Origin of the sequence: Marinomonas balearica (assembly GCF_004362145.1) — a bacterium.
Taxonomy (GTDB): Bacteria; Pseudomonadota; Gammaproteobacteria; order Pseudomonadales; family Marinomonadaceae; genus Marinomonas; species Marinomonas balearica.
The window spans coordinates 19,845-44,697 of record NZ_SNXC01000016.1 but is presented as its reverse complement, the minus strand read 5'-3'; the positions used below and the strand labels follow the sequence as shown (position 1 = coordinate 44,697).

Annotated in this window: 24 protein-coding genes; 12 read left to right on the top strand and 12 right to left on the bottom strand. The window is 45.0% G+C overall.

Annotated features, from left to right (window positions below):
- The first annotated feature begins 147 nt into the window (after positions 1–147).
- The 3 genes from DFP79_RS16925 to DFP79_RS16915 all read left to right on the top strand — a co-directional run bounded on the left by DFP79_RS16925 (position 148) and on the right by DFP79_RS16915 (position 3,370).
- A complete protein-coding gene (locus DFP79_RS16925) occupies positions 148–1,431 on the top strand; it encodes an Lcl C-terminal domain-containing protein (RefSeq protein WP_133505128.1) in 1,284 nt (427 codons plus the stop codon).
- A complete protein-coding gene (locus DFP79_RS16920) occupies positions 1,424–1,996 on the top strand; it encodes an Lcl C-terminal domain-containing protein (RefSeq protein WP_133505127.1) in 573 nt (190 codons plus the stop codon). The genes DFP79_RS16925 and DFP79_RS16920 overlap by 8 nt, the downstream gene beginning before the upstream one ends.
- 135 nt (positions 1,997–2,131) lie before the next feature.
- On the top strand, positions 2,132–3,370 hold the full coding sequence (locus tag DFP79_RS16915) for a response regulator (protein WP_133505126.1): 1,239 nt from the start codon (positions 2,132–2,134) through the stop codon (positions 3,368–3,370).
- A gap of 67 nt (positions 3,371–3,437) precedes the next feature.
- Here DFP79_RS16915 and DFP79_RS16910 read toward each other — a convergent pair whose 3' ends face one another.
- From DFP79_RS16910 to DFP79_RS16880, 7 genes are all read right to left on the bottom strand, one after another.
- Positions 3,438–3,923 (bottom strand): MarR family winged helix-turn-helix transcriptional regulator, encoded by a 486-nt coding sequence (locus DFP79_RS16910; protein WP_133505125.1) that lies wholly within the window; start codon positions 3,921–3,923, stop codon positions 3,438–3,440.
- A gap of 189 nt (positions 3,924–4,112) precedes the next feature.
- The gene (locus tag DFP79_RS16905) at positions 4,113–4,871 is read right to left on the bottom strand and encodes a class II aldolase/adducin family protein (protein WP_133505124.1); all 759 of its coding nucleotides are present in this window, start codon (positions 4,869–4,871) and stop codon (positions 4,113–4,115) included.
- Between the two features lie 12 nt (positions 4,872–4,883).
- Entirely contained in the window at positions 4,884–5,861 is a 978-nt protein-coding gene (locus DFP79_RS16900) for a ketopantoate reductase family protein (protein ID WP_133505123.1), read from the bottom strand.
- Positions 5,862–5,873: 12 nt separating this feature from the next.
- Positions 5,874–6,653: an ABC transporter ATP-binding protein gene (locus DFP79_RS16895; protein WP_133505122.1), complete on the bottom strand. Its 780-nt coding sequence runs from the start codon at positions 6,651–6,653 to the stop codon at positions 5,874–5,876.
- Positions 6,650–8,449: a branched-chain amino acid ABC transporter ATP-binding protein/permease gene (locus DFP79_RS16890; RefSeq protein WP_133505121.1), complete on the bottom strand. Its 1,800-nt coding sequence runs from the start codon at positions 8,447–8,449 to the stop codon at positions 6,650–6,652. Before DFP79_RS16890 ends, DFP79_RS16895 begins: the two co-directional genes overlap by 4 nt.
- Positions 8,449–9,483 carry a branched-chain amino acid ABC transporter permease gene (locus DFP79_RS16885; protein ID WP_133505120.1) on the bottom strand — a complete coding sequence of 345 codons (1,035 nt, stop codon included), beginning with the start codon at positions 9,481–9,483 and terminating at the stop codon, positions 8,449–8,451. Before DFP79_RS16885 ends, DFP79_RS16890 begins: the two co-directional genes overlap by 1 nt.
- A gap of 157 nt (positions 9,484–9,640) precedes the next feature.
- Entirely contained in the window at positions 9,641–10,789 is a 1,149-nt protein-coding gene (locus tag DFP79_RS16880) for an ABC transporter substrate-binding protein (RefSeq protein WP_133505119.1), read from the bottom strand.
- A gap of 782 nt (positions 10,790–11,571) precedes the next feature.
- On the opposite strand from DFP79_RS16880, the gene DFP79_RS16875 reads away from it, so the two are divergent.
- The 9 genes from DFP79_RS16875 to DFP79_RS16835 all read left to right on the top strand — a co-directional run bounded on the left by DFP79_RS16875 (position 11,572) and on the right by DFP79_RS16835 (position 19,335).
- Entirely contained in the window at positions 11,572–12,747 is a 1,176-nt protein-coding gene (locus DFP79_RS16875) for an acyl-CoA dehydrogenase family protein (RefSeq protein ID WP_133505118.1), read from the top strand.
- Positions 12,748–12,774: 27 nt separating this feature from the next.
- Complete coding sequence (locus tag DFP79_RS16870) at positions 12,775–13,137, top strand: IacB protein (protein ID WP_133505117.1); 363 nt, start codon at positions 12,775–12,777, stop codon at positions 13,135–13,137.
- Between the two features lies 1 nt (position 13,138).
- Positions 13,139–13,657 carry a nuclear transport factor 2 family protein gene (locus tag DFP79_RS16865; protein WP_133505116.1) on the top strand — a complete coding sequence of 173 codons (519 nt, stop codon included), beginning with the start codon at positions 13,139–13,141 and terminating at the stop codon, positions 13,655–13,657.
- A gap of 90 nt (positions 13,658–13,747) precedes the next feature.
- Entirely contained in the window at positions 13,748–15,037 is a 1,290-nt protein-coding gene (locus tag DFP79_RS16860; RefSeq protein ID WP_133505115.1) for an aromatic ring-hydroxylating oxygenase subunit alpha, read from the top strand.
- A 2-nt stretch (positions 15,038–15,039) separates the two neighbouring features.
- Positions 15,040–15,522 (top strand): aromatic-ring-hydroxylating dioxygenase subunit beta, encoded by a 483-nt coding sequence (locus DFP79_RS16855; protein WP_133505114.1) that lies wholly within the window; start codon positions 15,040–15,042, stop codon positions 15,520–15,522.
- 51 nt (positions 15,523–15,573) lie between these two features.
- Positions 15,574–16,329, top strand: a complete 756-nt coding sequence (locus tag DFP79_RS16850; protein ID WP_133505113.1) for an SDR family NAD(P)-dependent oxidoreductase — start codon at positions 15,574–15,576, stop codon at positions 16,327–16,329.
- 169 nt (positions 16,330–16,498) lie between these two features.
- Positions 16,499–17,458, top strand: a complete 960-nt coding sequence (locus DFP79_RS16845; protein WP_133505112.1) for a PDR/VanB family oxidoreductase — start codon at positions 16,499–16,501, stop codon at positions 17,456–17,458.
- Between the two features lie 51 nt (positions 17,459–17,509).
- Positions 17,510–18,007 carry a flavin reductase gene (locus DFP79_RS16840; protein WP_133505111.1) on the top strand — a complete coding sequence of 166 codons (498 nt, stop codon included), beginning with the start codon at positions 17,510–17,512 and terminating at the stop codon, positions 18,005–18,007.
- Between the two features lie 38 nt (positions 18,008–18,045).
- The gene (locus DFP79_RS16835) at positions 18,046–19,335 is read left to right on the top strand and encodes an amidase (protein ID WP_133505110.1); all 1,290 of its coding nucleotides are present in this window, start codon (positions 18,046–18,048) and stop codon (positions 19,333–19,335) included.
- Between the two features lie 154 nt (positions 19,336–19,489).
- Here the strand turns inward: DFP79_RS16835 and pgi are convergent, their stop codons facing one another.
- Genes pgi through pcnB form a run of 5 tightly spaced genes read right to left on the bottom strand, consistent with a single transcriptional unit; the run spans position 19,490 to position 24,770 of the window.
- Positions 19,490–21,136, bottom strand: coding sequence for a glucose-6-phosphate isomerase (gene pgi / locus DFP79_RS16830; protein ID WP_133505109.1), 1,647 nt, complete (start codon positions 21,134–21,136; stop codon positions 19,490–19,492).
- A 26-nt stretch (positions 21,137–21,162) separates the two neighbouring features.
- The gene (gene panC, locus DFP79_RS16825) at positions 21,163–22,014 is read right to left on the bottom strand and encodes a pantoate--beta-alanine ligase (RefSeq protein ID WP_133505108.1); all 852 of its coding nucleotides are present in this window, start codon (positions 22,012–22,014) and stop codon (positions 21,163–21,165) included.
- Positions 22,015–22,017: 3 nt separating this feature from the next.
- Positions 22,018–22,836: a 3-methyl-2-oxobutanoate hydroxymethyltransferase gene (gene panB / locus DFP79_RS16820; protein WP_133505107.1), complete on the bottom strand. Its 819-nt coding sequence runs from the start codon at positions 22,834–22,836 to the stop codon at positions 22,018–22,020.
- Between the two features lie 3 nt (positions 22,837–22,839).
- Positions 22,840–23,331, bottom strand: coding sequence for a 2-amino-4-hydroxy-6-hydroxymethyldihydropteridine diphosphokinase (folK, locus tag DFP79_RS16815; protein ID WP_133505106.1), 492 nt, complete (start codon positions 23,329–23,331; stop codon positions 22,840–22,842).
- A 2-nt stretch (positions 23,332–23,333) separates the two neighbouring features.
- A complete protein-coding gene (gene pcnB, locus DFP79_RS16810) occupies positions 23,334–24,770 on the bottom strand; it encodes a polynucleotide adenylyltransferase PcnB (protein WP_133505105.1) in 1,437 nt (478 codons plus the stop codon).
- Between the last annotated feature and the right edge of the window lie 83 nt (positions 24,771–24,853).

The following is a 24,853-nucleotide window of genomic DNA, read 5'->3' as shown; positions in this document are numbered from 1 at the left end:
TTGCCGTTTAAAAAAACGCCAGTTTGGTAAAACAAACTGGCGTTTTTTTATGTTAACTATTTTAATTAAGGTTATGGCATGTTGACCGATAAGAAGAAGATGCTCTGTTCAATCAACTAAACTTTAAGTGAAAACGGTTCGTTCGATATGAAGCTCAGAAAAATCAGTGCGATTTTGATGTGCATGACGCTCGTAGTAGCGTGTGGTGCACCTGAGCCAGCGGAAGGCGAAAGTTCAACAGGAAGTGATTCATCCAGTGGTAGTTCCGGTAGCGGCTCTAGTGGAGAAAGCTCTAGTGGTAGCGGATCGACAGGGTCTGACACCCTTACAGTCCCGACAGGGCTGGCTGCAACAGTGGCTAGTCAAACCATCCATGCTTCTTGGACGGCCGTCACTGCCGCGACGAGCTATAACTTATATTACGCAACTGAAAGCTTTTCCTCCCTTTCTGATATCAGCAATTACGCTACATTGGCCGGCGGAACGCTTGTTAATGATATTGCCTCCACTTCAAGCTCAATTTCTGGGCTAGCCAACTCGACGACTTACTATTTAGTTGTAACTGCGGAAGACAGTACTGAAGAGACCGCAGCGAGTTCCGAAATATCAGCCACACCTACAACCATTACAGCAGACTTATCGAATGTCGTTGAGCTCAATGACACGGGTGCTACGCATGCTCTTACCACGGTAACCCATTTGGGAAGTTGTGGTGAAGATTCTTCTGATTCTGGCCTTGTCTCCTCACAGCAGGACTGTGCATTTGGTCGGGATGTTACTCAAGCAAGCGGAACGGACGGTGTGGCTGGGTTTAGTTTTACTAAGGTGGACAGTTCTGGGACATCACAAAGTGCTGGCGCTTCCAATTGGAGTTGTGTGAAAGATAATGTCACGGGCTTGATGTGGGAAGTGAAACAAGGTGGGAATGGCGTAATGGCAGATGAAGGTTTGCATGATATGGATGATACCTTTACATGGTATGAGCCAACAATTGCTGGGTCGAGTGCCACTGCGGGGACGGAAACCCACAGCACCTCACCTAACACATGCGATTCTGCATCGGCGTGTAACACCAGTGCATACGTGAGTCGAGTAAACACCGCTGCGCTTTGTGGTTATTCTGATTGGCGTATGCCAAAAACCAATGAGCTTTTAAGTTTAGTCTATTACAACTCGATTGGAACGTCTGGTACGACAGATCTAATTGATGATGATTACTTCCCTCGCCCAGATGACACGCTTGTCTGGAAATATTGGGCGGGTAGCCATTACTTTGACGTTGATACAAATAAAGGTGATGAGGCTTGGGGTGTTGCATTTAGAGGAAGTGGTATTACTGGTCAGGCCGGTAAAGCCTCTGGGTCTGCAAACTCAAGTACGAAAGGTACGTTGTTAGGGGTTATGTTAGTGAGGGACGCATCTAATGATTAAATATTTTACGGCGATTTTATTTGGTGTTGTATGTGTCAATTATGCATCGGCGTCATGTCGAGGTGCGATTACTGAAACTACCCCTACGAGTAACTTTGAGATTAGCGCTACAGATGAAGTTGTTATTGATAAAACAACGGGGCTGATGTGGAAGCGTTGTATTGAAGGGTATTCAGGTACGGACTGTAAAACCGGCGAAGATACAAAATCGACTTATGTAACTGCTCTTCAAAATATTGCGTCATTGAATGCAGGATCCGGTTTTGCTGGGTTTACCGATTGGCGAATGCCTAATGTAAAAGAACTTAGATCCATCGTTGAGGAAGCTTGTAATGGGTTGGCGTTGAACGAAGAGGTGTTTCCCTATGAAGATACTGGTTCGACCGAAGATGACATTAGGGAGCATTTTACAAGTACGCCTCGCTCGTATCGTGAGTCTGGAGCAACTTGGGTATTAGGAATTGATTTCGATGATGGTTCGATAACCTCTTTAAGCGTAGGATCTTCGAATCAAGACAGCCAAAATGAGGCTGCCGTTTACCGCTTAGTCCGCAATGCGCAATAAGGCTGTGTCTTTGATTGCAAAATATGTATGAGCTTTTGTATGGGTTCTGTTGGTTATCGGTTAACGCGCTTTTTGTATTGGAGATACCGACTATACTAGTCTAGCAAGGATGAATCGTTATAGAAGGTAGAGGCGATGCAAAATATTTTATTGGTCGATGACGAAGCTCAAATTCTCATGGCGCTAAAGCGCGTTTTGCGTAAGCAAAATTACAATGTCATAACGGCCGAAGGCGGTGATGAGGCATTGGCTGTTTTAAATGATACACCGATAGATCTGATTCTCTCTGATTATATGATGCCTGGTTTATCTGGAACGGACTTTCTTGAGAAAGCGGAGGCGCTTCAACCTGACTCTATTCGTATGATCTTGAGTGGCCATTCAGACTTCGAAAGCGTGATGGAATCACTGAAATCGGGGATTGTTCATAAGTACTTAGTGAAGCCTTGGCACAACGACGAGCTAATCGATCAAATCAATCAATCTTTATTAGATAAACAAGCATCTGACAGTGAATTAGAAGAGGATTTTGACGACCTTGAAGTCTTGGACGTGGCTTCGCTTGCTTCACCTTTCATGATGATTGAGTCCACGCTTGAGCATGAGATAGTGTCGATTGATGAAAAATTGGCGGAATCTCTGGGCTACTCAGTCGATGAGTTACAAGGAAAGTTGCTGCAAAAGCTTTTTGCTGATCGTTCATTTCAACAGCATCTTTCTTTTTTAGGTAATCAAGATACGTCTGCAAAGAGCTGGAGTGTTCCTACTCAAACTCGTATTGCTCAAACCTCTCAAGATACCTTTTTCCCAGTTAAGTTGTCTTTAAAAAAGCAGGGAGAAACGCTGCAATATAGCATCGAGATCATTGAGATGAATACGTTGCATAATGAGGACTTAAAGAAGCGCCTTAAGGTAATAGAAGGTGCTTACATTGTGGTGGATAGAAAAGGAAAGGTAATACGCTGTAATCAGAAAATGCGAGGAATGCTTGAGGGTGTGATGGCCGTTCAGGTTGGTACAACGTTATCTGAGTGGTTCGCAGATCTGCGTTTTCAGGAGCTGTGTAAAGGCCTTGAATTGGACAATGAGCGTGAGCTCAAGCTGGCCTTTAAGGGCTTGGATAATGGGTTAACAGTGATCTCATGCGATTTGAATACAAAAAAACTGAAAAATACGCAAGAAGTCATGCTCTCGGATGCTCAAAGAAGTATTAACTCAGAAATGGTCGAGTTTATGAAGGAGACGGTTCTGTCTCCTCTAAGCGACTTAGCCATGACAGAATTGACAGAGGGTCAGAAGCAACAGCTGAGTAAAGTCACCGAAGCGTGTAATCGTATGTTGACAGCAATTAATAACATAGCTTGTCGAGAATAACTTTCTTAGAAGGCGACGGATGGTGATCAAAATACACAGCGAATGCGGTGCAGGTAGCCATCTTGGCTTACATCGGCTCAGGGAGGTTATGAAAGAGTTGTTCTAGAAGTTTATTTAGGCGTTTTATTTGTGCCTCGGTCATTCCTTTAAAGCTTTGCTTAAATAAACCTTGAGTAGCTTCCTCGATCACATGGACGGCATTCCAGCCTTTATCAGTGAGTGTCACACGCGTTACACGGCCATCTCCATCACACACTTGGGTGTCGAGTAAACCGTCGTTCTTCATTCGGTATACCGTTTTAGTGACTGTCGGTAGTTTGGCTATGGCATGTTCAGCAATTTGAGACATACTAGACACGCCTTCTTCTTTTAGGATAAAGAGAATGCGCCAACTAGGAATGTCCAAACCTACTTTTTTCAGCGCTCTTTCCATCGCAAACTGATAGCGCCCATGTACTCGCGCAAGCCAATAAAAAGGAAAGTCTTCTTTGTGAAAATCTTCGCTGGCGGGGTTGTATCTCTGACTGCGAGGTAAGCGCTTTACACTGGTCATAGAAAGTCAAAAATCCTTGAAAAGTTAGGTAATTGCATTCATACGTTAAAGGCTATCATCTGGACCGCAAAGCGAGAGGTTAACAGTGTCTAGCGCATAGCATGAACGCTTTAATCTGATTGTTTTTAGATTAAAGCGTTCGCATTATAGTATGATTTTATGCAAAGGTGACAGGATGTATGACAATGATTACCAACAAGGTCCATTCTCTAATTCCATTTTTCGAACCATGGCATTGAAAAATTTATCTGCAAAGCCGCTGTCTTTTATTAGCATCTGGGTTAGATCCGCACATTTTGTTTGTACGTCTTCGCCAAGTAAAACGTCCGCGCCACCAAGTGCGCCAGATGTGACTTGGATTTCGGCGGCACGTTGTACCGTCCAGAGTAAGAAAAAGGTACGTTCAATATCGAACTCACCGACGGCAATGCCGTGATTTCGCAGTACTAAAATATGTTTATCTCCTAAACTTTTTAGCATCCGCTCTTTCTCGTCATCAAATAATGTGATGCCTTCGAAATCATGATAACCAACGCGTCCATAAAGTTGCGCGCCATAGAAGCTATCGTGTGAAAATCCTGCTTTTTTCATCGCGACAGCAGACACTTCATTTGTGTGAGTGTGAATCACACAATGGACATCTTCTCTAGCGGCATGAATCGCTCCATGCAAGGCAAACCCTGCTGGGTTTCCGTCATAAGGTGAATCGTCAAGTTTGTTGCCTTTTACATCGACTTTTATGAGATTCTTAGGTGTGATCTCCGTGTAATTTAGCCCGAATGGGTTAACTAAGTATTCTCCATCAATGTTTGGCAAACGTGCCGAGATATGGTTAAAAATGGTTTCCGTCCAACCAAAGAAATCAATTAAATGATAGCAATGTGCCAGCTTTATTCTTAGTTGCCATTCTTCTTCTGAGCATTGATCGGGTTTCGTTGCATGAGACAATATATTCTCTCCTTACGCCATTGAGCGCTGTTGTTCAGACATAAAATCAGCGAGGTTTATAATGTGCTTTGTGGTGGGCATAGAAAGATTCATTTTAGAGGCCAGTTCTAAGACGGAGTGTCCTATCGCGTCAGTTTCTAATGGAAGCCCCGCTTCGTAGTCCTGAAGCATAGAGGTCTTTATGGCGCCCATTCCAGCACCTAGTTCCATAAAGGTCTGAGGATCAAAACGTATTCTGGCACCAAATGCTGCTGCCGTTAGCATGGTTTCGTCCAATATACTCCGCACTAAAGGGGTTAACCTTGGATTAGAATAGATCTGCTCCAGTGTGCTTTGTGTTACGACCGACAACGGGTTTGACGTTAAGTTTGCGGCGACTTTGGTCCACACCTGATCTCTAATATTGTCGGTTGAGCGAGACTCGATTCCTGCTAGTTCAAACACAGTGCGTATTGCTTCCAACCGATCAGTCATTTCATGATTGATTTCACCCAGTACGATTAAGTGTGGGTTATTTGCTTTCACGTTTCCCAGTCCCACTCGTGACGCTGTTAAAAAGATGACGCTGCCAATTATCTGGCTGTGAGGGAGCAGTGTCTCTAATTGGTCTTTAGGATCAAGGGCGCGAATGTTTTCGCCGCCAAAGCGGCTCTCGATACCTTTAAAGTACCACCAAGGAATGCCATTAACGACTGGAATAACCACAGTGTTTGAGTGAATCATTGGTTGGATGCTGGTTAAAATAGTTTCAAGAGCCATGGTTTTAGTGCATACGAGGATTAGATCTTGAGGGCCTAAATAGTTTGCATCATCGCTTGCACGGACGTGAACGTGATGTTCACCGTCCAAGTCGCTTAAATGGATTCCTTGCTCTTTGATCCTAATTAGGTTGTCGCCTCTGGCTAGTAAGCAAAGTTGTTTGTGTACTTTCGCCAGCCTCGCTGCCAAGGCGCAACCAATAGCGCCTGCCCCCGCTATGCAGATTTTCATTTGTTTCTCTCCTTAATTAGATAGTATATCTTGGTGTTTACTGGCTAACCCCAAATAGGCATCAATGACTCTCGAGTCATTTGCTAAATCTGAAGCGACACCGTGTATAGTGATTTTGCCACCTTCAAGTACGTAGGCGTAATCGGCAACGTTTAAAGCGGCGCGGGCGTTTTGCTCTACGAGTAAAATCGAGACACCTTTGCTGCGTAGATCATTAAAAATGCGAAAAATTTCCCGAGTGATGAGAGGTGCCAATCCGAGGCTTGGTTCGTCTAACATAAGCAAACGAGGCTTCCCCATCATCGCTCGCCCAATGGCCAGCATTTGACGCTCTCCACCGGAAAGCGTACCGGCTTGCTGTTTGCTGCGTTCCTGTAGACGAGGGAAAAGCTCATAAATCTCATCAAGAGACTGTAGATAGGATTTATCTCCTCTGCGATATCGTTGAAATGCACCCAACAGTAGGTTGTCTTGCACGCTCATCGTATTGAATAGCTCGCGCTTTTCCGGCACAAGTCCTAAGCCTCTCCCCACGAGGGTTTCAATTTCTGGGCTGGTATAGTGCTCACCGTCAAATAAAATATCCCCGGTAGAGGGGAGTAAACCCATAATGGCGGAAAGAAGTGTGGATTTCCCTGCTCCATTGGGTCCAATGACGGTCACCAGTTGGCCCTCTTTAAGTGATAATTGAATATCACTTAGCGCTTCTACTTTGCCATAAGAGACATGTAAGTTGTTTACGTCCAGAAGAGTCTCCGGCGCTACATGATGTGCGGTTTGTGACTGGTTCATTCCACGCCTCCTAAATAAGCTTCCAAGACTGCTGGATTAGTTTGAATTTCGTGTGGCAGGCCTTCTGCGATCAGCTCTCCAAACTCCATCACAACGATGCGGTTGGCAAGGTTCATAACGAAATCCATATCGTGTTCGACGAGTAGAATGGCCAAGCCTTCTCCACGTAGCTTCACCAGCAGTTCCGCCAAGGCTTGTTTTTCAAGGAATCTAAGTCCGGCGGCTGGCTCATCAAGCAGAAGTGCACACGGATCTGAGCACAGAGCGCGCGCAATTTCTAGCAGTCGCTGCTGCCCTAAAGCGAGATTGCCAGCTTCTTCGAAGACATATTCACCTAAGCCGACGCGTTCGATTTGCAGCTTCGCTTCTTTTAATAAGCGCTGCTCCTCTTCGCGTTCTAGGTGCAGAGAGGCACTGATAACCCCTTTTTGACCCCGCATGTGTGCACCAAGCGCCACATTTTCAAGCACACTCATCGTCGGAAGCATCTTGACGTGTTGGAATGTTCGGCTCATACCCATTTCGGCAACCTGACGTGCATTTTTGCCTTTTAAACTTTTGCCTCTAAAGATGATTTCGCCTTCAGTCGGCGTATCGACCGCAGACAGCTGGTTAAACATGGTCGATTTACCTGCGCCGTTAGGGCCAATAAGCGCAAGTATTTCGCCTGCATGCAGAGATAAGTTCATCTTATTGTTGGCAATTAATCCACCAAAACGTCGTGTTACGTCTTTGGCTTCGAGTAGTAATGACTCTCTTGCAGGCAGATCTCGGCGGTCGAGCGTCTTGGCGTTATCATCGATAGTGAGATGATTATTACTGCGCCAGGAGCTTGGGGTTAGTTTGACTAAAAATGGCCATAGTCCACTCGGCGAGCGTTGCATTAACAAGACAATAAGAAGGCCAAAAACGATGCTTTCATATTGGCCGTCACTGCCTAGAATGAGGGGTAATAAATCTTCCAGCCACTGTTTCATAATAGTAAGCGTACCAGCGCCTAATAAAGCGCCCCAAACGCTGGAGACTCCGCCAATTAACGCCATAAAGAGGTAATCTATCCCCATGTGTAAGCCAAAAGGCGACGGGTTGATAAAGCGTTGTGTGTGAGCGTAAAGCCAGCCAGAAAGCGCGGCGAATAGAGCGGATATAACGAACGCAATCATTTTGGATCGAAACGTATTTACTCCCATCGCTTCCGCCATGAGCTGACCGCCTTTTAAGGCGCGTATTGCTCGACCCTCACGTGATGATAGAAGGTTGTGTGTGATAAACATGGCCGCGGCAAGAATCACCCAAATCACGTAAAACATCTCTTCACCCTGATCAAGGATGAGCCCGAAGAAGGTTAAAGGTGGAATGTCGCTGACCCCAGTATGCCCACCCATTGATGTCATGGTGCCAAAGAAATAATACAGTGAGATACCCCAAGCGATCGTGCCTAGTGGCAGATAGTGTCCAGACAAACGTAAGGTAAGTGCGCCTAGAATAAGTGCTATTGCAGCGGTAAGGAGCAAGCCAAATACTAAACCGAACCAAGGGGAGCCGTTTGTCCAGCTTAACCAGTCTGGCAGAGCAGCGGTTGTTGTTAAATAGGTTGTCGTATAGGCACTTAATCCTACAAATGCAGCTTGCCCGAAACTGGTCATTCCGCCTACACCGGTTAACAGTACTAATCCAAGGACAACAAGCGCGTAGAGACCAATATAGTTTAATAGCGTGATCTGAAAACTAGGTAATACAAGCGGTGCAAGTAACGCCACACAAGCGACTAAGATAATTAGGATACGAGGTTTCATTATTCATCCTCCACATGTGAGGCCTTCATTGAGCGCCAAATAAGAAAAGGAATAATCAGAGTGAACACGATGATCTCTTTATAACTGCTGGCCCAGAACATAGAGAAAGCTTCTATTAGGCCAACGACGACAGCGCCAAACGCGGCAATGGGGTAACTTGCTAGTCCGCCAATGATCGCGCCAACAAACCCTTTAAGGCTGATAACAAAACCAGAGTCATAGTAGAGCGTTGTAATGGGGGCGATAAGAATGCCCGACGCGCAGCCTATAAAGGCCGCTAAAGCAAAAGTGGCCTTACCTGCGAATACGGGGGAAATGCCAAGCAAACGTGCTCCAACTTGGTTCACCGCGGCGGCTCTGAGTGCTTTACCGTATAAAGTGCGCTCAAACGCGAAGAAAAGTGCGAGGATGAGAAATAGGGCGCTAAAAATAACCCATAAAGCCTGACTTTTTATGAAGATATTGCTTATTTGAAGCATGCTATTTGAGAAAGGCTTGGTGTGCCCTCCCTCTGGCCCAAAAAGAAGCAGCCCTATTCCTACCATGGCGACATGCACTGCAATCGACACAATGAGCAGAACCAAAGGTGCTGCATCCGCCAATGGTTGGAAAAAGAGTCGATACATGATTGGGCCCATTGGAACAATAAGGCACAACGTCAAGATGGATTGTGCCAGCATAGGCAGTTCAGAAAGAGTAAAGGTTTGTGTGACAAACAATACGACAGCAAGGTAAGCGGCCTTTAAAGCGATCATTTGGTACTGCTTTCGACTTACTGTCCTGTCCCTTCGTGAGTAAACATCCAGTGCAATGTCTATTAGCATTAATGTCGCCAGAAGCCATTCTAAAGCCAGCGGCTTACCTGTTTGAATAGCGGCCATTGTGAGCGCCCCAAAGGTAACAAATTCGCCTAAAGGGATTAATAAAATTCGAGTAACGGTAAAGACTAACAAAATGGATAATGACAACAGAGCGTAAATTGCGCCATTGGTTAATCCATCCTGTCCAAGTAACGCAGCGACTTGAACATTCATATTCTTTTCCTTGTAACTTCTCAATCGTATAGGTGCCTTAAGTGGCACTCTTGTCGTTAAAACGGCATGTCTGAATCCAGCGTTTTCACATCGTCGTATAGAATGCCGCGCTGTCGTTTAGGGTGCGCCAGCGCGGCATAACGTATTTATCTACGCGTTATCCTTCTAGAAGTTGCCATTTGCCGTTCTTAACGGTGATGAGCACACGACCCCGTTCATCAAAACCACTGTGATCTTCAGGCGTGATGTTATAAACGCCTTGTGTGCCTGACAGCTCCGTTGTGCTTTCTAATGCATCGCGAAGTGCGGCACGGAATTCAGGTGTGCCTGGTTTTGCTGTTTTTAAGGCAGTAGGAATGGCGGTTTCTAGCAAAAGCCCTGCGTCAAAGACGTTACCGCCAAACGTGGCCGGCTTTTTGTTGTAGAGGGATTGGTAGTCTTCGACATACTTAGTCGCGATTGCTTTTGATGGTGTCTCTGGTGCTTGGTCAAGAACCAGCATTAAGCTTGCAGCCAATATCGTCCCCTCAACTGCGTCCCCGCCAAGTTTTAGGAATGGATCAAGTGCTGCGCCGTGAGTTTGGTAGATCTGACCTTGATAGCCCGTACTTTTCAATGTTGTTTGCGGTAGAACTGATGAGCTTCCTGGTGCGGCTATTAATACGGCGTCTGGGCTTGCTAATAGTAGTTTTAGACTTTGGCCCGTGATCGAGGTGTCTTGGCGTTGAAAAGACTCGTTGGCGACGATTTCAATGCTGTTATCACTTGCAAGCTTCCTCATCACCTTTGACCAGTTTTCTCCAAATGGATCTGCCGTGCCAATTAGACCTAACGTTTTCACACCAGTGCGCTTCATATGATCAACTAATGCGGACGCGATTAAGTCGTCATTTTGAGTAGTTTTAAAAACCCACTTTTTTTGTTCTGTCATCGGTAAGACGACCGCAGCGGTGCCTACTGGCGCCAGCATAGGTGTTCCAGATTTCGCCGCAAATTGAATAACGCCCATGGCGTTTCCTGAACCGGACGGTCCGATAATAGCGTCTACTTTTTCTTCATCGATTAATTTTTTGAAGGCTTTAACGGTTGCGGTTGGGTCACTGCTGTCGTTTAGAGGAATGTAGGTGATGCTTTCTCCTGCTGCTTCTTTTGGTAACAGAGGAATGGAGTTTTTTTGTGGAATACCCACCAAGGCAATGGGGCCGGTGCTTGATGATATGACGCCCACTTTGATATCTGCAAAGCTTGGGACGGACATAGTAGACAAAAGACAACCTAACAATAGAAATCTACTTTTTAGCGACATAATTTGCTCCTTATTTAATTATAAAAACAATGTTTTACTTGTTTTTTTCGCTGAGAAGAGCTTTGTTTTACTCCTCACCTTCGATCGTTGCTTACGGTTTGTTCATATGCTTCCTATATGGGTTCCTGTCGATAAAAAAAGAAAAATCTCTATTATTTATAATGGCTTGCTGATTTTTTTGTCTAGCAAATTGCGTGCAAGTTTTTCGTTTTCTATATCAATCTCCATATTTTGTACATTAAATGTACTTAATACGAAAATCCCCTGATTCAATTGAATTGTCAACTAATTTTTCATGTGATCTTTGTGGGTATTAATCATGTGTTTTTTCGGATGATTTGATTTTTAGACTCGCAGATTGGTGCTGTTTTTCACTCGGTGTTAAAGGGGGGGCTATTAAAATTAGTTGAAAAAATATCTTTTTTGACGCTTTTAGAAATATTTTAAGATTATTCTTACGTGATTTTATTTTTATATAACGTGTTGTTTTTTAATGAAATTAAACGTTTTATTGGTTGTTTTATTGTTCCTTTTTACCTGAATTTAGACTAAATAATTAGTTGACAAGTAAAGTAAATGAGGCCAGTTTAAGTAAAAACGTCATCTGTTCATTCTCTTTTTGATGTGTTGCTGCATAAGGGTGTTATGCCTGCGTTTCAAAAAAAAAGACTGAAATGAAAGCGAGGTGTTGAGCCAGTGTTAGAGGCAATCCAGCCGTCTCTATCGAAGAGTGAACGAGTCTCAAATTACTGAGGCGCACTTTAATAAGTCAGGAGATAATAATGATGCCAGCCTATGAATCAGCACAGCGTAGCACTATCTACGATGCGCTGGGCACAAGCGAGTTCCAGCAATTATTAAGTGAGATTAGCGAACGTGCACGCGCAAACGAATTTGATGAACAAACTTTCATTAGCCAAGACATAATCGATAAATTTAAAGCGTTTGGATTGTATCGCGCACTGGTGCCTAAATCGCTAGGTGGTGACGAATTAACAGCGGCTCAGTTCTGTAAAGTCATTGAAGAAATTTCCAAAGCGGATGGTTCTGCGGGCTGGGTTGGAAGCTTTGCTATGGGGATTGTATACCTGTCAGCATTGCCGCTTGAGACGCTAAAAAAAGTATATGCGAAGACTCCGGATCTGGTTTTTGCTGGTGGTATCTTCCCTCCGCAAGCGGCTGACGTCTCTGAGGAAGGTTTTGCTGTAAAAGGTCGCTGGAAATTTTCTAGCGGTTGCATGGGGGCGGACGTTGTCGGTGTTGGTATTGCGCCAAAAGAGGGCGACAAAGTAGGCCTGCCACGTATGGCTGTCATGAGCGCTGATAAAGTCTCTATCGATAAGACTTGGAATACCGTGGGTATGGCGGGCACAGGCAGTCACGATTTAGTTGTTGATAACGTGACTGTTCCTGAAGATTGGTCGTTTGTTCGTGGCGGGGCTTCGAACCTTACTGAAAATATGTTCCGTTACCCCTCGCTTTCTTTTGCGACACAGGTATTAGCGGTCGTTGGTTTAGGTGTTGCGAGAGCCGCACTGGATGAATTGCAGGCGATGGCTGCTGGACGTGCTTCGGTTACTGGTGCACCCAATATGGGGCAGCGACCACTGACACAAGTCGAAGTTGCAAAAGCGGAAGCAGAGCTACGTGCAGCTCGCTCTTTCTTTTACGAATCAATTGATGACGCTTGGGCGTCACTTGAAGAGGGAGGAGAGGTAAGCAAAGAGCAAACTAATCTGTTGCGCCTTTCTTCTACTCACCTTACACGCGTTGCTGCGGATGTAGCACGTAAAGTTCAAATGCTATCTGGTATGACTGGAATCTATAAAGCGAGCCCTCTTGCTCGTTTTGTTAATGACGCTCAGGTAGTGACTCAACACGCCTTTATGGGCGATATCACTTGGCAAAATGCCGGTGCCATTTTCTTTGGGCAGGATCCTCTGCCTGGTTATCTTTAATTATTGCGGTGAATGGAGAAGACAGTTATGAGCGATAAAAAACCACTTCGCGTTTTGTTTTGCATGGGTATCAACCAAAACTTCATGGATGCTGCGAGAGATGAGCAGCTAGATGTATGGGCTGCGTTTGGTGAAATGTGGAATGGCATTCACGATATGGAAGGTGTGGAAGTAATCGGCAATATGGATGACGACCAAAGTATGGTCGGACCTTCTGATGGTTACCCTTGGACAACGTATTTGATGGCTGATGTGGCAGACTACGACACCGTCGTCGCGTGCTGCAACTTGTTCCGATCTACAGCAGTTGGCGACACACCTTACAAGCTATGGCGTTACGCGAAAGTAGAAGCCCGCGTTGGTCGTGAGCTAATCGTACAGCGTGCCTAATATGACGGCTACTGACGAAATATTGAAACGTTTAGATGCACTTGAGAGCGAGAATAAAATTCGCGCGTGCATCAATCGTTATATGGATTTGTGTGACCACCTCAATCCAGAAACTCCTTTAGATGAACTTGGGCAGTTGTTCACAGAAGGGGCTATTTGGGAAGGAAAAGGTGCAAGATATGCGAAGAGCTTTGGCGGCTTTAAAGGGCGTAAGGCTATTGTCGATATGCTAGCGAAATATACGGCAGAACCTGCTCATTTTTCGCTCAATGTGCATTATTTGACGTCGGAAGTGATACGTGTGGATGGCGATCGTGCATCCGCAAGCTGGAATATGCTGCAGGTATCGTCTTTTTCAGAAGGTGGATCTCATCTAAACAGTGCCCGACTGACAATCGATTTCGAACGTCAAAGTGATACATGGCAGATGTCTCATTTCCAGACCGAAAATCGATTTAGCCGTCCCGTCAGCAGTTGGAACGACGACGCTCACTTACCTGTTCCAGGTTCCGAAAAATAGTTGAACACCTTCTTTTGAAGGTGGCTCTTCAGAGCGCATGTGCTGCTGGTTAGCCAGTCACTTAAGCAGACAGAATTAAGCGAGAAAACCATGAGTGAATTGATTTCATTAGAAAATATTAGTTTAAAAGCAGCAGATATGGTTGAAGAAGGTCGAGTACATAAAGACCTATATTCTGATCCCGCGATTTACGAAGAAGAATTAGATAAAGTATTTAATAGCACTTGGGTTTACATTGGCCATGAAAGTGAAGTACCAGAAGCCGGGAGTTTTAAAACCTCTTATATCGGTCGTCATCCTGTTATTTTAAGTCGTGATCGTAAAAAGAACACTCATGTTTTGCTTAATCGCTGCCGCCATCGTGGTGCGACAGTTTGTGAGCACCGCAAAGGTAAAACGAAAGCCTTTGCTTGTCCTTACCATGGTTGGGGCTACGGCCTAGATGGTAGCCTACGTGGTGTGCCAAAGCTTGAAGAATACGATGGTGTTCTTGATAAGAATGAGTTGCCATTAGAGAGCTTACGTCATGAATCTTACCAAGGGTTGGTCTTTGCTACCTTTAAAGACGACATTGAGCCGCTTGAAGATTTTTTAGGTAAGGCTAAAAAATGGATCGACTTGTTTGTTAAACAAGGCGGAGGTTTCCCTCTTAAAGTATTGGGTGAGCACCGTTTCAACTTTCCGGGTAACTGGAAAATTCAGTTGGAAAACACAACAGACGCCTACCATTTCCCTATAGTCCACAAGTCATTCGTAAGCTCGCTTGATGATGCGACCGCAGACATTTTCGATTTCTTGGATGGTGAAGGTTTTGTTGAAGATCTAGGCAATGGTCACAGTGTTATGGTGATGATTCCTGAGCTAATTGATTTGGAAGCAGATCTAGATCAGCCAATCCCAGCACGATTCGAAGAACTTGCTCAAGCACTTCGTGAAGAAGGTCAAAGCGAAGAGCAAATCAAACGTTTAGTGCGTGCGTCACATGGTACAGGATTTAACCTAAACCTATTTCCGAATGTCTCTTGTTCAATGGCGTTTTTCCGTGTTCTTCGTCCTGTGAGCGTGAACGAGACTGAAATTCAGCACGTTGCCTTAGGTGGTGAAGGTGCTCCGGCTGTCTTCAACCAAAAACGTATGCGTCTACATGAGCACTTCCAAGGGCCAATGGGCTTTGGTACTCCAGATGATGGAGAAGCTTGGGAGCGTGTTCAAAAAGGATCGATGGCCGGTCAAGACGGTTGGATTCTTGTAAACCGAGGCATGGGTAAATTGTTCACAACACCTGATGGCAATACAGCAGGCGCGGTATGTTCAGAAACAGGCATGCGCGGTGCTTATCAGCACTACAAGAAAATGATGGCAGCAGGTGAGGAGAAGTAGTCATGACGGTTGATGCAAATTTGGTAAACAACGTTACCGCGTTTATTTGGCACGAAGCCGATCTTCTTGATCATAAAGAATACCAAGATTGGTTGACTCTTTGGAATGACTCTGGACTTTACATTGTTCCAACAGACAACAACGAAACGGATTACGAGGCGACTCTTAACCTTGCTTTAGATGACAAAGACATGCGCCGTATGCGTGTTACTCGTCTAGAAAGTGGTGAGTCTGTATCGGCAGGAGCTGCAAGCATGACGGTTCGTATGATGTCTCGAGTACGCATTGTTGAACAAAATGAAGAGCAAGTGACTGCACGATGCGCAATGACGCTAAACGAGCTGCGTCACGGTAAATTGATCACGTATCCTGCGGACGTTGAGTACATTTTAACGCCGAAAGGGAGCAGCTACAGCATTCAGCGTAAAGTGGTCAAACTGTTGCACGCTGACGGTTATTTAAGAACCGTAAGTTTTATTTTCTAACACCATGTTATCGACGTTTTTTGAGCTTGGAATTTATGAGAGGAGTGTTGCATGACTGGTGAAGTGAAATTGCAGACAGCATTAGTGACTGGAGCGGGACAAGGGCTTGGTTTCCATATTGCCAAAAGTCTAAAGTTGGCGGGCTATCAATTAGTTGTCACAGATAGAGATCCCATCGCAGCGGAAAATGCGGCTAAGCAGTTGGACGCGAGTGGTGAAACCGTATTGTCACTGAGCTTGGATATAGCAAACAAGTTTGACTTCGAGCTGGCCCTTGAAAAGACGCTCAAACGATTCGGTAGCTTGCAGGTATTGGTAAACAATGCATCGATTACTAGAGCGACGCCAGTGATGGAGATTTCGCCTGAAGAGTTTAATGAAGTCGTCAACGTAAATCTTGGCGGTACTTTCTTCGGTTGTCAGGTCATTGGAGCTTACTTTGCTGAACAAGGCTATGGCCGTATCGTTAATATGGCCTCGTTAGCAGGACAAAATGGTGGCACGTCAACGGGCGCGCACTACGCGGCTTCTAAAGGTGCCATTATTACGGTGACGAAAGTCTTTGCGAAAGAGTTGGCGTCGAAAGGGGTAACCGTCAACGCGGTTGCACCGGGGCCAATCGAGTCACCAATGGTCAGTGCGCTGGTGCCTGAGGAGCGTTTACCAACGCTACTGGGAGCAATTCCAGTTGGAGAGTTAGGAGACGCTGATTTTATCGGAGATGTGGTTGTTCAATTTGCCCGCCCTGAAGCGTATTTCACTACAGGCACCACTTGGGATGTCAATGGTGGATTGTTTATGCGCTAGGGTATTCCCTAACGTTTATCAGCGTACTGTGTGTTTATTGTCGTTATATAAAGCCTTATGCGGAACCGTTTAACAAAGGCCCGGTTTTATAACCTAGCCACTGCTTTAACGTGCCTTTCGTTCCGCAACAAGAGCATAAAGAAATAAGAGAGAATTAGGGGGAGAGGGCATGTCTGACGAGTTATTAAAAGTAGTTGTCCAGAAAAGAGAGATGCATACGGATACCGTGGTGGCATTGGAATTAGCAGATTTAGAGGGCAATGCCTTACCTGTGTTTGACGCAGGCGCGCACATTGATCTTCACCTATCAGACGAGCTTATTCGTCAATATTCATTATGCGGCGACCCTGCCAACGACAAAGTGTATCGGTTAGGTGTTCTTAAGGATCCTAATTCTAGAGGTGGGTCGATCGCTGTGCATGATAACTTACTCGAAGGTAAAGAGTTGGTGGTGAGTAAGCCACGCAACCTTTTTCCTTTGGATGAGGGAGCACAACATTCTATTTTAATCGGTGGCGGTATTGGTATTACGCCTATGATCGCAATGGCGTATGAATTGACACACGCTGGTCGTAGTTTTGAGCTTTGGTACTGTAGCCGATCTCCAGAAACCAGCGGTTTCTTAGATGAACTAAAATCGGCGCCATTTGCAGATAAAGTGAATTTGCATTTTGATTCTGAACAAGGCGGAAAGCCATTAAACCTAGATAGTGTGCTACAAGACAAACAAAGCAATAGCCATGTTTATGTTTGTGGTCCAACAGGGTTTATGGAATGGGTGATCGATACATCGCTGAAAAAAGGCTTTGCGGACGAAGCGATTCACCGAGAGTTCTTTACGGTTGATGTTGAAAAAGGCGGTAACAGTTTCGAAGTGTATGCGGAGCAAAGTGATATTACAGTTACCGTGAAAGAAGACGAAAGCGTTGCTGACGCGTTAAAAGCGGCAGGCGTTAAAGTTCAGGTGTCTTGTGAGCAAGGAACGTGTGGAACGTGTTTATGTGATGTTTTGGAAGGCACGCCCGAACACCGCGATGTATACCTTACTGATGAAGAAAAAGATGATAACGATCAAATGACACTTTGTTGTTCTCGCTCTTTATCGGATCGTCTGGTTTTGGATATTTAATCAAGCTAAAAATATAACAAACAAAGCTAAATCATGATCGGGAGAGCGTAAATGGTTGATGTGAAATTATTTCGTGACGGCATGTCACTATTAGGAAGTGCGGTTACTGTCATTACAACAGACGGTGAAGCTGGGCGTTTTGGGTTTACCGCGACGGCAGTAACAAGTGTGACAGATGAGCCACCTACTCTATTAGTGTGTATGAACCGTAATTCATTTGCTTACCCGCATTTTCAAAAGAACGGTGTGTTGAGTGTGAATGTCTTGCAAGGTCATCATCAGGACGTGTCTTGGAATTTCGCAAACCGTGATTTATCAAGTGAAGAGCGCTTTGCAAAACATAAGTGGTCAACATTGAAAACGGGCGCGCCAATTTTGGAAGAAGCGTTAGTGAGCTTTGACTGTGAAATACATGAGTCCCATGAAATGGGTTCGCATTCTATTTTTTATTGCCGAGTAAAAGATGCAGTGGTTGGAGAGAATGGCGAAGGTCTTGTGTACTTTAATCGTGCTTATCACGCCTTAAATGAGCAATCTAGCGCACGCTAATGCTTCCTATGACCTTTGTTTTGGAGTCTACCTGAAATATGACGTTACCACTTAAACCGAATACGTTGAGTTTAAGCCAGATGTGTCGCTCTATTGAAAAGGGAGAACACACTGCGGAGGCCATTATTAATGCGTGCTTCGATCAAATTGAAGCACGCGAACCTGATGTGCGCGCGTGGCAATACCAGTTAGATCGCGAAGCGTATTTGAAGCAGTATCGCGATAATCAAAGCTTTTATGAAAGCAGCCTTCTAAAAGGCCTTCCTGTTGGCATCAAAGATATTATCGATACTAAAGACATGCCAACTGAAATGGGGTCACCCATTCATAAGGGGCGTCAACCGATTGATGATGCGACTTGTGTTGCCTTGATTCGTCAGGCTGGTGGGATTGTTCTTGGAAAAACCGTCACGACTGAGTTTGCCTATTTTAAGCCTGGTAAAACCAGCAATCCAAAAGATTTAGCCAGAACGCCAGGTGGCTCTTCAAGTGGTTCTGCTGCAGCAGTAGCCGATACGATGGTGCCTGTTGCATTAGGATCACAAACCGCCGCTTCTGTCATTCGTCCTGCAGCATATTGTGGCTCAATTGGCTACGTAGGTAGTCGAGGAGAGTATTCTTTGAGAGGAGCGCAGCCACTGGCTCAGTCGCTCGATTCTCTAGGTTTGTTCTCTCGTCATGTCGAAGATATTCAGCTGCTACGTTCTATTTTATTACGTCAGAGCTTGTCTGATGCGCCGAATGAGTCGGTTAAGCCGCTTAGAGTCCTTTTATGTCAGGGTGCTCTAATTGGCGACGCTTCTGTCGAAATGGCGCAAGCCTTGTCTACACTGAGTGACAGACTTCTTAATCAAGGTGTTGATGTTGTTGATTTAGAGGCGGGTGATGAGCTGCTAGAGATGGTGGATCATCATGGTCACATTATGGCGTGGGAAGTATGTCGAAATTTAGCGCTAGAATCTAATTCGCCGGAAATGCTCAGTGATCCACTGAGTGACTTAATGGAGCAAGGTAAGACGATGAAGCGAGCGCGTTATCTGAGCTCGCTGAAAGCCGCGGAAGAGACGGATAAATGGCTTTGGTCACTGTGTGATGAGGTCGATGTTGTACTCACCCCTGCGGCGGCTGACATAGCGCCATTGGGACATGATAAAACTGGCTCACCTCATATGAGTCGTCCTTGGCAAGCAATGGGCTTGCCTGTTATTACATTGCCAGGAATGCAAAATTCAGCGGGTTTGCCTTTGGGCGTTCAGTTGATTGCTAGGCATCGTGATGATGATCGACTGTTACAAATCGCCAAATGGTTTGAGACAGTTTTAGCGTGATTGCAGGTACGGAATTTAGGATACGTGATTGGAAGGTATGATGGTGAGGTGTTAGAGGTCTTTCAATTTTTCTTAAAACTAATTCCCCCATCAAACTGAAAAGAACAGCGCGATGGCTGTTCTTTTCAGTTTGATGGGGGGATAAAAAGCTGCGTTAGTTTTGCGCTGCTTTAAACGCGTTAATCAAAGCTTGTGTTGATGCATCGAGCTTACTGTTATCTGAATCCGATGTGAGTCGATCATAGATATCTGTACCGAGTACTTTTCCTAGTTCGACACCCCATTGATCAAAAGAGTTAATTCCCCAAATAGTACCCTGCACAAATGTCCTATGTTCGTATAGCGCTATGAGTGCGCCGACGGTTGAAGGAGTCATTTTTTCAGTGAGTAGAGTGTTACTTGGGCGGTTGCCTTTTATCACTTTATGAGGGGCAACAGCAGCGATTTCCGCTTCACTCGCGCCCGCGCCACGAAGTTCATTTTCAGCTTGCTCTAGTGTTTTGCCCACCATCAAGGCTTGGGCTTGGCTGAGGCAGTTTGCAAACAGTTGGGCATGGTGGTCAGCAACCGGATTGTGACTTTTCAAAGGTGCAATAAAGTCGACAGGTACAAGGCGAGTGCCTTGATGTAATAGCTGGTGATACGCATGTTGGCCGTTTGTACCCGCACCGCCCCAAATGATAGGACCTGTATCTGTTTCTACAGCCGTGCCATCAACTAAGTTCGCTTTCCCGTTGCTTTCCATGTCCAGCTGTTGAATATGAGCGGGTAGGGCGCGTAAATAGTGATCATAAGGTATCAATGCATGGCTTTGAGCATTATGAAAACTGCTGTACCAAACGCCTAAAGCACCCATAATAACGGGTAAATTTTCTTCTAGTGGAGCCGTTTTAAAATGAGTATCCATTTGATACGCACCGTCTAGAACGGCATTGAAGTTTTCCATGCCGATTGCGACGGCAATTGGAAGACCAATTGCAGACCAAAGAGAATATCGTCCACCGACCCAATCCCACATAGGGAAAATGTTTTCTTCTGCAATGCCAAAGTTGACCGCTTTTTCAACATTGGAACTTACTGCTGCGAAATGCTTATGCACAAGCTCTTCAGGGCCGCCATTGCGCAAGAACCAATCGCGCGCGGCGTTGGCATTGTAGAGTGTTTCTAGTGTCCCAAACGATTTTGATGAAATAATGAAAACCGTTGTTTCAGGGTCTAAGTGACGCAATTTTTCAGTAATGTCTGAACCGTCAATGTTAGCAACAAAGTGAACATCGATGTTTGATTGCTTGTAAGGGGTTAGCGCTTCTGCAACCACCTTTGGGCCAAGGTATGAGCCACCAATGCCAATTGATACTACATCAGTGATCGGAAGGTTGGAGTAACCTCGCCATTGGCCTGTTTGCAGCTGCCAAACAAACTTTTCCATCTGTTTGAGCGTTGAGCGAACTTCCGCCAAGACATTTACGTCGTCAACCATCAAGCTTTCTTGAGCGTGGCTAGCACGAAGGGCTGTGTGGAGAACGGAGCGCTTTTCGGTGTTGTTTATTTTCTCGCCGTTGAACATGCTTTGAATCGCATCGTTCATGCCTACTTCGTTGAGTAGTTGATTTAAAAGAGAAAGTGTTTTTTCATTGGCTCTGTTTTTCGAGTAATCCAATGTCCAGCCTGCTGCTGAAACCGTTAGCTTTTCTGCACGATTGCTGTCTTCATCAAAAAGAGTGGCCATTTTTACGTTGGACATTTCTTCTTTATGTTCAGTCAAAGCCTTCCAAGCTGGAAGTGCGGTGGGTGAGCTCATTACAATCTCCCTACGTTGATTTTGAATTAGGTAAGCTCGACAGTAATATTGTCTATTAGTCGTGCTTTTCCTAGATATGCCGCAGCCAAGATGACTAGGCTTCTATCTTCCTCTAACGGTGTTTGTAAATTGTCTTGCGCACGTATTTCAAAGTAGTCACGCTGAAAGCCCACCGCTTCAAGCTTCTGTTGAGCTTGTTCGCGGATTTCTTCGTGACTCGTGCTGCCTAATACAAGCTGATCTTTTGCCCATTCTAATGTGGCATAAAGAGTCGATGCAATGTCTCTTTCTTCTTGGCTAAGGTAGCCATTACGAGAGCTTAATGCTAAACCTGACTGTGAGCGAGCAATATCAACGCCAATGATGTTAACGTTGGAGCTCAAATCTCTTGTCATGTCTTCAATCACTTTCAATTGTTGATAATCTTTGTTACCAAAAATCGCGCTGTCCGGTTGAACGATATTAAAAAGTTTAGTGACGACGGTTGCGACACCTATGAAGTGTCCAGGGCGGCTTGCTCCACATAGAATATCTGATAACCCTGTTACTTCGATTTGCGTTTGGCTGCGTTTGCCATCAGGGTACATTTCCAGTGCGTCTGGTGCGAATAAATAATCGCATCCATTTGATTTTAGCAATGCTTGGTCGTCTTTTAGCGTCTTCGGATAACGTTCTAGGTCTTCGTTTTCACCAAATTGCATTGGATTTACGAAAATAGAAGCAACGACAATGCCATTTTCTTCTCGGGCTCTGCGAACCAAATCCATATGCCCTTCGTGCAAATTGCCCATTGTGGGAACAAATGCAATGTGTTTTTCTTTTAGGCGTTCTTGGTAGAGTACATCTCGTAACTCTTTAACTGTGTGGAATGTTTTCATATCTTAGAAACCGTGCTCAGGTGCAGGGAAAGTGCCGGATTTTACTTCATTGGAATAGGCTTCAAAAGCTTCTTGAATACTGCGTCCATCGGTTAAGAAGTTCTTTACGAAACGAGGTTTACGTCCTTGAGTGACGCCAAGCATGTCGTGCATGACTAATACTTGTCCATCGGTATGAGGTCCTGCGCCAATTCCAATTGTAGGAATGGCGACGGCCTGAGTCAGTGTTTTTCCAAGCTCAGTGGGGATGCATTCATAAAGTAAAATATCGGCGCCAGCGGCCTCAAGCTCTAGTGACTCTTTGAGAAGTAGTGCAGCCGTTTCTTCGTCTTTTCCCTGAACCTTGTAGCCACCCAGCTTATGTACTGCCTGAGGTGTTAAACCTAGATGAGCGCATACAGGAATGCCTCGTTCTGTTAGTAGGCTAACGGTATCTTTTAGCCAGCTACCCCCTTCTAACTTGACCATATGCGCGCCTGCTTGCATTAGCTTCGCGGCGTTATCTAAGGCTTGTTCCGGTTTGGAATAGCTCATAAATGGCATGTCTGCGAGTAAGAATGCATTATCATTGCCTCGCTTTACTGCTGCGATGTGATAGCACATGTCTTCAATAGAAACAGGGAGTGTACTGTCTTGGCCTTGAACGACCATTCCTAACGAATCGCCTATCAGTATTGTCTCGATATTCGCCGCATTCATCGTACCTGTAAACGTTGCATCATAGCTGGTTAGGCATGTGAATTTCTCTTGTTCTTGCTTCATTTTCTGGAGCTTTGAGAGGGTTACAGGGCGAGTTAATTTTTTATTAGAATCTGAATACATAACTTACTCTTTTTCAATCGAGACCAAATCGCTGGTATCAAGTTGCTTTACATGCTCTTTAACGGTTTTGCCGTTGGGAAGGAGCAGCTCAGGTACTAGATCTGACAAGGGCTGGATCACAAACCCCCTTTCTAGCATAAATGGGTGAGGTACGTTTAATCGAGGGAGAGAAATTATTTCGTTATCGACTAAAAGGATGTCTAAATCAAGTGTTCGCGGGCCCCAATGGCGTTCACGAACCCTGTGATGATTGTTTTCGATGCTTTGTAGCAAATCTAACGTTTCTATTGGGCTTAGCGAGGTATTAAAGCGAGCAACTGCATTTACATAGTCAGGTTGATCCTGAGGGCCGACAGGCTTGCTCGAATACCACGGCGAACACTCAAAAGAGTCAATGTCGCCGTGAGCGTTGAGGTAAGCAATGGCTTCATTGAGCTGCTCTAAGGGGTTATTTAGGTTGCTCCCTAATCCAATAAATACTGTGTGTCTAGACATGCTTAATTTTCCGGCGATTGTCTCTTCGCGGCATTGCTTTTGCGTCGTCTTCTAGGGCGACGTTTTTTGGCATCCGGATCAGACTTTCTAGGATCTGCTTTTGAGATAAGATCTTTTTGTTGATTTTCGGGGGCATGTTGAAAGTTTTCCCACCATGCGCCGAGGCCATCTAATTCGGTTCCGCTTAACTCTCGGATTAGGAGAAAATCAAATGCAGCTCTAAATCTTGGGTGTTGAAGCAAGACGAAGGCGCGTTTTCCGTAGCGTTTCGGTAAACGGAATTGCAAGTCCCATATTTCTCTCATCGGCGTAGAAAATCTGCGCGGAATGGAGGTAGACGCAACTTGGTTGTCTAATACCATGGTTGCAGCTTGATGAAGCGCTGGAGTGGTTGGTAACCCTTGAGATTCAAATTCTTCATGGCGCAAACACACACTTGGCCACAGTAGAATTGCATATAGAAAATACGGAGCTGTGCTTTTTCCGTCTAATATGCGCAGATCAGTATTCTCGAGCCCTTGAAGTACAAAGCGTTCGGGATCAATATCATTCCTTTTCCAGCCGCTATTTAGAATGGCGTCAGTGTCTGGGAAAAGATATTTAAAGAGGCCATATTCACGTAGAAGCTGGAATGTGGTGACGCCTTGCCCGCTGCCCAAGAGTTTTAAAACTTCTTCAAACAAGCGTGCTGGCGGGATGTGATCCAGAAGGTGAGCCATTTCTTTGATTGGAGCGGCTGTTTCCGGTTCTAAATCAAATCCCAGTTTTCCTGCAAAGCGTATTGCGCGAAGCATCCTGACAGGATCTTCCTTGTAGCGCTCGCGAGGATCGCCAATAATGCGAATTTGTTTGTTTTCTATATCGCTAAGACCGTTACAAAAATCGTGTATGGAGCGGTCTTTTACATTGAAATAGAGTGCATTAAACGTAAAGTCTCTGCGCTGAGCATCTTCATCAATGCTTCCCCAAACGTTGTCTCGTAAAATTATGCCATGGGATGAACGTGCAGTATCTTTGTTTTTTAGAGACTCATTTTCGTCGTGTTTCGGAGCTTGGGAGCTATCAATGGTAGTGTTTGCCCTAAACGTTGACACTTCGATGATTTCTCTGCCGAAGGTGACATGTACGAGGCGAAATCTCCGTCCGATCAGTCGCGAATTTGAAAATAAACTGTGCACTTCTTCTGGGGTGGCGTTGGTAACGACGTCAAAATCTTTGGGTGTTATGCCAATTAGGTGGTCGCGTATGCAGCCTCCAACGAGGTAGGCATCGTATCCCGCTCCATTTAATCTATGGAGAACTTTCAGCGCATTAGGGCTTAATTCGTTGTCGGTGAGCGAGTGCTTCTCTTTTGGGATGACCAAAGGCGATTCCATAATGTTTTCAGAAGTGAATAGTGCTGTTGCTTTACGAACCAGTGTTTTAAAACCTGTAAGCATTAGAAGTTAATTTGTCATAAGTTAATGAAGTACACATTCTACACATGTAGAGAGTAAAGTTACATGATACAAAATGTATTGGT